The following is a 491-nucleotide window of genomic DNA, read 5'->3' on the forward strand; positions in this document are numbered from 1 at the left end:
GCCACGGACGACGCCGACGGTGGTGAAGGCACTGCCGGCGCCCACGAGCGGGGTGTCGGGGCGTGCGGGGCTGATGGGGCGGACGGCGGCGAAGAAACCCGCGGGGGTGGCGCCGCGGACATCCCGGCGGGCACCCGCCGCCCGGCGCAGAACAGCGGTCCGGATGCGGCCACCGCCACGGCCACGGCCCCTGCCACGGCGCCTGAAACGACCCCGGACGCCGAAACCGCAGACGGACCGGCCACGGCAAACGAAACAACCACCACGGACACCACGGCCACCGAGACCGGCGATCCGGACGCCGCGGCCGCAGGCGCCGACCCGGCGGACGGCGCCAAACCCGGCGCGGGACCCGGCGCGGGACCCGGCGCGAGATCCGGCGGGGTTCCCGGTGGCGGTCCCGAGGTGTGCGAACTGGCCGGATACGGCCCGATCGACCCCGGCGCCGCCCTGCACCTGGCCCGGCTTGCCGCGACGTGGGCGACGCTCTA

1 pseudogene is annotated in these 491 nt (G+C 77.4%); it reads left to right on the top strand.

Annotation, left to right across the window (positions count from 1 at the left end):
* Positions 1-491, top strand: a pseudogene (locus ACHAAJ_RS15585) (hypothetical protein); the annotation flags it as partial.

The sequence above is a fragment of the Arthrobacter arnarulunnguaqae genome (genome assembly GCF_051262515.1).
Classification (GTDB): domain Bacteria; phylum Actinomycetota; class Actinomycetes; order Actinomycetales; family Micrococcaceae; genus Arthrobacter_N.